This is a genomic window from Bacillus sp. JJ722, from assembly GCF_036963345.1.
GTDB lineage: Bacteria > Bacillota > Bacilli > Bacillales > DSM-1321 > Bacillus_AD.
On record NZ_JBALMO010000346.1, the window covers coordinates 1 to 6,843 of the forward strand.

At 32.6% G+C, this 6,843-nt stretch carries 6 protein-coding genes and 2 pseudogenes; all 8 read right to left on the bottom strand.

The genetic code is table 11. The features are described 5' to 3' along the window. Positions 1–80: 80 nt before the first annotated feature. The 8 genes and pseudogenes from V7014_RS25705 to V7014_RS25740 all read right to left on the bottom strand — a co-directional run bounded on the left by V7014_RS25705 (position 81) and on the right by V7014_RS25740 (position 5,603). Positions 81–470, bottom strand: a complete 390-nt coding sequence (locus V7014_RS25705) for a hypothetical protein (RefSeq protein ID WP_335511716.1) — start codon at positions 468–470, stop codon at positions 81–83. Between the two features lie 765 nt (positions 471–1,235). Further along, a pseudogene (locus tag V7014_RS25710) lies at positions 1,236–1,691 on the bottom strand (MarR family winged helix-turn-helix transcriptional regulator). Continuing rightward, positions 1,675–2,106 (bottom strand): annotated as a pseudogene (locus V7014_RS25715) (EVE domain-containing protein). The pseudogenes V7014_RS25710 and V7014_RS25715 overlap by 17 nt, the downstream one beginning before the upstream one ends. Beyond that, on the bottom strand, positions 2,103–2,531 hold the full coding sequence (locus V7014_RS25720) for a hypothetical protein (RefSeq protein WP_335511718.1): 429 nt from the start codon (positions 2,529–2,531) through the stop codon (positions 2,103–2,105). Before V7014_RS25720 ends, V7014_RS25715 begins: the two are co-directional and overlap by 4 nt. A 557-nt stretch (positions 2,532–3,088) precedes the next feature. Continuing rightward, positions 3,089–3,664 (bottom strand): glycerol-3-phosphate 1-O-acyltransferase PlsY, encoded by a 576-nt coding sequence (plsY, locus tag V7014_RS25725; protein WP_335511719.1) that lies wholly within the window; start codon positions 3,662–3,664, stop codon positions 3,089–3,091. Positions 3,665–3,812: 148 nt separating this feature from the next. Beyond that, positions 3,813–4,166, bottom strand: coding sequence for a YunG family protein (locus tag V7014_RS25730; protein WP_335511721.1), 354 nt, complete (start codon positions 4,164–4,166; stop codon positions 3,813–3,815). A gap of 177 nt (positions 4,167–4,343) precedes the next feature. Then, the gene (locus V7014_RS25735; protein WP_335511723.1) at positions 4,344–4,898 is read right to left on the bottom strand and encodes a nucleotidyltransferase family protein; all 555 of its coding nucleotides are present in this window, start codon (positions 4,896–4,898) and stop codon (positions 4,344–4,346) included. 180 nt (positions 4,899–5,078) lie between these two features. Next, positions 5,079–5,603 (bottom strand): DUF4871 domain-containing protein, encoded by a 525-nt coding sequence (locus V7014_RS25740; protein ID WP_335511725.1) that lies wholly within the window; start codon positions 5,601–5,603, stop codon positions 5,079–5,081. Between the last annotated feature and the right edge of the window lie 1,240 nt (positions 5,604–6,843).

A 6,843-nucleotide genomic window follows, 5' to 3' on the forward strand; every position in this document is an offset into this window, starting at 1 on the left:
GTATTACGGTCCCCATACTTATTCAACCAACGCTACCCGTTATTTAAATAAGTATTGCAAAGATACAACTGTTACTTATCCTATGATAAAACAATAAATAAACATAATGTAAATGCAATACTCGATAATGGTGTCATAATAAACCTTTCTTTCTTACTTCGAGATATTAGATTTGCTATTGTATTTATGCCGAGGAAAATTGTAATAATCCATACTAATATGTTTGTAGGTAAAAAATCAAAACCATTTAAGACATTAGTATGTTGCAGAAAAACATAGCCCATAAACAAGAGAATCATAGCATTTATTGCACTCACAATACGTAATTTTTTAGGTAAAACTTTATAATATCCACCCATTGCAAACTCGCCTAATGGATAACCAAGTGAAAGCAGCACCTGAAAAACTGCTATAGATACAAACATAATTGCAACAACAATTGATGATATGTGGACAAAATCCGCTCCCATACATTACCTCCTAATTCACTTTAAAAATAAGTTAGAAAATTATACTGTATATAACCTGCTCGTTAGTTGAATAACATTATTGATTTTCCATTTGGCAAATTCTGATAATATAAGTTTATTATAGATAGCATCTGTTGAGAACAGACAACTTTCAACAATCACTCTACTAACCGTTTCATCATTGTTACGGTGTTGCTCCGCTGTATTCAGTTTTCTTATTTCGCAATGATTTCCTTCAATGTCATACAAAACAACTCCTTTCTATAATTGTTTCTTTCAATTACAGAACAATGTGCGGTTTCATCGAATATCAACAGAGTTAATTAACATAGCATAAAAATAAATAATAAAACTCCAGCTTTTAAAGCAAATATATATTCTAATCGAACCAATCTCTAAGTGAAAAATCTCCTAATTTAATTACAGAATGCAGAAACACCTACTAAATTCATACCGATCATTAACCTATAAATACGAAGAAATAAATATGCAAATATACCCTCAATTAATTAGAATAATGTCTTTTCATTAGCTATCCATCTCGCTACAAGTAGGACAACTGAAAAAATAAAAATAGATGTTGGTTTAAAACAAAGTTTGATTAAAAACACTCCATAAACCCACATTTTCGAACAAATAAAAAACATCCATTTTGAAAAAAGATTGAACAAAATGGATGTCTTCTTAGCATGCCTTGTTTAGTTTTTATAAAAAAGTTTGATCACTTTTTCCTGCATTCTCCTTAAATTTTTATGAGAGGATTTTTCATTTATCGCCTGAATTAAGTGTAAGAAGTGAAAGTAGAACTTTATTGAAATTTTGTTTATCCTTGATATTGGCAAAAAATACTTCGTCAACTGACTCAACAATTAGAATGACAACCTTTACTTTATTACAGCCTTCCTCTGTAGTTGAAAGTAGCATTTCACGTTTATCCAAAGGATTTTTAGTTCTTTTCAAAAGACCTTTCTATTCAAGAGTCCGAACTACATCGGAAAACATTATAATATTAGTCTCTGTAAAATCAGCCAGTTTTTTGGGGGTAACATTTTCTCTATAAGTACACAAAAAATCACAAGCAGCTAATAATACAAATTGTACATGAGTTAAATCAAACCGACTAAGTTCCTTTATAATCATTCTTTGCCAGGCTTGGGTAACCTGCCATAATAGAAAACCCGAATTTTCCTTCGGGGTGTTAAATTTAGATTTCCATTCCATTTAAAGTCACTCCCATAGCATTTGCAATTACAAAAAATCCTCTTTTCTAATTTCAAAATGACCTCTTCGGAATAACAGCCCAATATTTACCTTCTCTTTTGTAAAAATCAACATAGGCTTTAAGGAAGCTAAACTTGCATTATAACAACCCCTATAGTCAATATCGATTCGGTAAGGTATGAACTGAGGGGTCATTTTAAAACGATAAACCTCTCCAGTCTTAACCTGACCTATTGCTGTAAAAGATTGTAGAGGATCCACTTTCGGATATGTGGAGAATAGTACACTAACCAGTCTCCTTCCTTCATCTTCTTCAAAGGTGCACTTTTTCCATGACACAGCTGAACAAAACCACCTTTTACCCCTAACTTCACGGCTCTACTGAAACTACTCCAATCCAATATCTTGTATTCATAATAATTTTCTTTCTGCAAGGCTAACAAGATTAGACATAGCTTCAGGTATTCCCATCTTAATAGTAGGACCAATTTGACTACCAAGAGTTTCAGCATTTGGGCCAGAAATAATAACTCCATGCGTAACCTTTGTTTTATTTTCTTCAATCTCCAAAAGATGATAAAAATTTATTTGAATTCCTTCTTGTTTAAGATATGTAACATTAGAAAAATATTCGTTTTCTTTTACTTCTGCCAAACTGAAATAAAAGGGTTCTTGCCCTATTGGGGTTAAGTACCCTGTTGTTCCTTTTTCAAACGAACCATCGGGCTTTGCATCTGATATACTTTTATCCCACTTCGTCCATTCAGAAGCATTTAGATATAAATTCCAAATTGACCTTGGACTGGCAGTGGTAACTACTGAATTTTGATATTCCCACATATAATGACCTCCATTCTTAAAATACCAAGTGCACTTAGTATTATTGTCAATAAAGTTGTTTCTATTGCTAACTATCAGTATGCAAAAGAGATCTATCCTTCTCATACAGGATAGATCTTAGTATTGAATTAATTGTAAAGTTTAACTGTGCACCCTTTAGCCAACCAAATCTAAAGGAGTAAAACATCGTGACTTTATTTTAAACATCGCATCTTTTTTATAAACGTCGCAACTTTATTTCAAATCTACAAAAAGCTGCTTCAACCTCTTTTATTCTAGTATCTAATTTCTTTAGTTCTTCAGGAATGGAATAAAGTTTGATATAAATGAAATCACACAACCTTATTTAGCAGCCTACACAAAAACTCCATTTTGAATAAAAATTAATCAAAATGGAGTTAACCTTTTAAATTCCGTATGAACTTTTTATAAAAAAGATTGATCATTTCAATGAGCCTTATTCCACAAAAGCACCCGTTAGTTTAAGTACAATTATTCACAATTTGTTTTTTTACTTTTACCAAATAACTTATAATTTTTGTAAGAGTTATTTTTCCTTACCATATTTTATTTTCGATTCCTTTTACTATTCTTTTGATATTTTGCCTATGCAAAATTATCACTAATATACTAATGAATAACGAAAGGACTATAATGACTTTATCCTCAAATATAACGCTGTAAATAAATATTCCTATTCCAGCTAACATTGAACTTAGTGAAACATACTTAGAAAATATCAATGTTAATATAAATACAACAAGGCCAGTTAAAGTACCTAAAGGTGTCAAAAATAATAAAACTCCTGTTGCTGTCGCAACAGCTTTCCCGCCTTTAAAACCTGAAAAAACAGGAAATACGTGTCCGAATATGGCTAATAAACCACAGATAATGGGGTTAACCGTAGAATTAAGTATCTGGGGAAGCAAACAAGCAAATGTACCTTTTAATAAATCAGTAATTGCAACAATTAGTCCTGCATTCTTTCCAAGAACCCTATAAGTATTGGTTGCACCAAGGTTCCCACTGCCATAATCTCGAATATCTGTTTTATAGAATAGTTTACCGACAACTAAAGCAAATGAAATTGAACCAATCAAATAACTTAAAAATAGAGTTGAAATATTGAGCATAATTTACCTTTCTTACTTAAATTATTTATATTGATATTCTATTAAATTGCCTTATTTTCCTTCTTTTCTTCTTCAACTAAACTGCACCGTTTGTTGCATTAGAAAAAGCTGCCTAAGTGACAGCCTTGATCTTCTACTAATGCACCCGTTAGTTGAATAAGGAATTTAAAACTTTTTGTTTTAAATAGCCATACTGTTTCTCATTTGTATCTGCATATGCTTCTTCTCTATTAGAAGGAATATCCATATATAAAATTTCTTCTATAAATTGAAAAGCGGTTAAATCACATCGGTTGTTATTAATAAAATTATAAAAATGCCATCCATCAGGTAGTTTAGTTTTTCTAATCTCCCCGCCTAATATATCATTTACAACTAATGTAGTAACACCACATTGCCCCATAGAGGGGTTATCCTTACTCCATTTTGAACTTGATTCTAAAGACCAAGATTTATACAAAGCATTCGTTATTCGTTCTATTTGAAACATATTAGTTTCCATATTATTTCCTCTTTCATAAACTAGCTTATTTTAATTATAGAATTTTTTGGATGACCCTGCCCCTTTAACTCAATAAGAAAAGTGTTACCGCAGAACCTTCAATCTTAAACTCAAGCACCCGTTTGTTTAAGTGAATCAATTCACAAATCTATCTAGTTTCCATTCTGAAGAATAGCATTAAGCTTCTATAGATAAGTCTATCCAAATTGTACCCCACTTTTTCTCCTGCATACGATCAGTATATATTGAACGTAACTTGCTATTATTTTGATAGTATGGAGTAGGTTTAACAATCTTTTCAAACAAATCCTCTAGTCCATATGGAGCCATTATTTTAAGTTCACTATTACACATTTTTACAGCTATTGCAGTAGGTATTTCTGTAAAATGAGCAACGCCATCAAAGGAAGAATTATAAGGCTCAAATCCATTTTTCAAATGCATTCTTGCTTGATTTTTTACTGACCAAGGCTGGTTAGGCACTATAATTTCTAATTTTTTTTCTAAATCTTTTTCTGTTTCCCACGATGTATCCGTGCTATCGAAATAAATAACATCAATGTCATTTATGTGTGTATTAATGTTGTGTAAAACGTCCCATACTTTATTTCTAATGAGTCCCGCAGAAATCCAGGCATCATTTAAATTTAACTTTTCAACGGCTTTTAATAAAGATATTATGTAGTCGTCATTTTTTATAATTTCTATCAACCGATTTTCGTAATTAGTCACATCAATTCTCCTTTATTCATACTTACTTTTTTGAACATTATACCGTAAAACTTTCTGTGGATTTAGATTTATAAATTAGAAACATCATATTCAACTATCCTGCCCGTTTGTTGCAAAACAAAAGACTGCTCATTAGCAGTCTTGATCTTAAGCTCTAGCACCCAATAGTTGAATAAGAATTTAGCTTTCTTCAACACTTACAGTGATTTCACAGAATAATTTATCCCCAATATAAACTTCTAACTTCCATAGTCCTGGTGTTGGAAATTCCATATTTGATGGAACGTGTGTATCAGCTCCATTATTAGGACTTATTCCAACTTCTGGATACTCCCAAACTTTTTCACTATTAGACGTTCCCGCATTTCTAATAAGGACTTTGTGTTCTTCTCCTTTTTCGTTAATGCCAACAACTTTTAACTTTCCATTAAATTCTTCTTTATCCCCCCAAAAATGCCACATATATTTATTACCGTTTCCTGCAATAATTGGTCGAGCTTCTGCTTCTCCCTCTTTACCAGAGCCAACTAAAAAACCAATTCTTCCTTCCTCTCCAACCAAAACATATTCTCCTTTTGTTCCATCTCCAAAGACAACAGGAATATTAAAAGTTGGACTTACTTCCCAATCTTCTTTTGTTACTGTTTTTTCGGAACAACCTACTAATATGCCTATTAAAAATAATGATAATATGATTTTTTTCATAATAACCTCCTCATATATTGGACGAAAAACACAACGTTTTGTTTCATAATATTCAGATTATTCAAGATGTAAGATAACCCTTCTTTCGCTAGTCGAGTAGAAGGGAGACTTTCTACCTTACGGTAAATTGTACTCCTCCCCCTCACAGAACCGTGCTTGCGCTATTAACGCACACGGCTCCTCCTAGTCATCATTTACAGAATATAGCTAATCTCTTTTCTATTCAGATTCTGCTAATTCTGCTATCCTTATTAGTTTTGTTTCCATTTATTATCTCTACCTCTGTGTGTAGTAAATGTATCCCTAGTAAGGGTGATAACTGGTAGCTAGCCTTTCCTCCATTGGCATTACCCAATTTCATTGGTACTACGCTGCTATCCGACTCCCTACACGGCATTTGGTTTCCTTGCTTGTTATCGCTTGTACACCATACTCTTCTAGAAAGAAAAGACCGGTAGGGTCTCCCGAGTTGCCGTATCATATCAATGTATAACGTGCCAAGGTCTCTGACTCCAGAGAGGTTTTATCCTTCTTGCCTTTGACAAAGGATAAAATGTTGCTTTCTGCACGCAGGTAAGACATCAGCCCTCTCGATTTACTAACGTTTATGGAGCTCAATCCCTTCAACCATTTGGCTTTCGGCCCGCTACCTAACTGTCTACGCTTAAAGACTAATGTTACCATTAGCCCTCCAAGACTCGCTACGAGCGAATGGCTAGTTCTTACTCGACGGGAATCCCACCCGCTATATGATACGACCTAGGCTCGGCCGCACACCTGCCCCGTTAGTGTAAGTACGTTTTTTCACAATGTTTATAATGATATTAACATAAATATCCAATTATAAATCATCTCTCCTTTAAGCATTCTTTAGAGGGGAGATGATTCTAATCAAACTTTATTTTAAATAATCGAACTTTTTTTAAAATGGTCAATCTTTATTACAAAACTACAATAGAAGCAATCAAAGATATATTTGTTAATATACCACTACGATATTCTAATCCCCAAAATCACCTCGTATTATTCCAATCAAAGGACCTAATGAAGTGATATTTTAGCAGCAATGAATATAAGAACAACCTTCCCTATAAAAGCACCTTGGTCTTCATTCCATTTTGCAAACAATAGTTTTTTCATTTTATTTCATTTCTAACTTTAAAAAATCCCCATTTATCCATTAACTATAACCATTTAGTTATGAAATACTTCTTGAAACACAAAAAAGACCAGCTAAAAT

Bases quoted from the DNA above. Each gene is read 5' to 3' on its own strand.
- V7014_RS25705 (WP_335511716.1), bottom strand. From the start codon at position 470: ATGGGAGCGGATTTTGTCCACATATCATCAATTGTTGTTGCAATTATG.
- V7014_RS25720 (WP_335511718.1), bottom strand. From the start codon at position 2,531: ATGTGGGAATATCAAAATTCAGTAGTTACCACTGCCAGTCCAAGGTCA.
- plsY (WP_335511719.1), bottom strand. From the start codon at position 3,664: ATGCTCAATATTTCAACTCTATTTTTAAGTTATTTGATTGGTTCAATT.
- V7014_RS25740 (WP_335511725.1), bottom strand. From the start codon at position 5,603: ATGAAAAAAATCATATTATCATTATTTTTAATAGGCATATTAGTAGGT.
- V7014_RS25730 (WP_335511721.1), bottom strand. From the start codon at position 4,166: ATGGAAACTAATATGTTTCAAATAGAACGAATAACGAATGCTTTGTAT.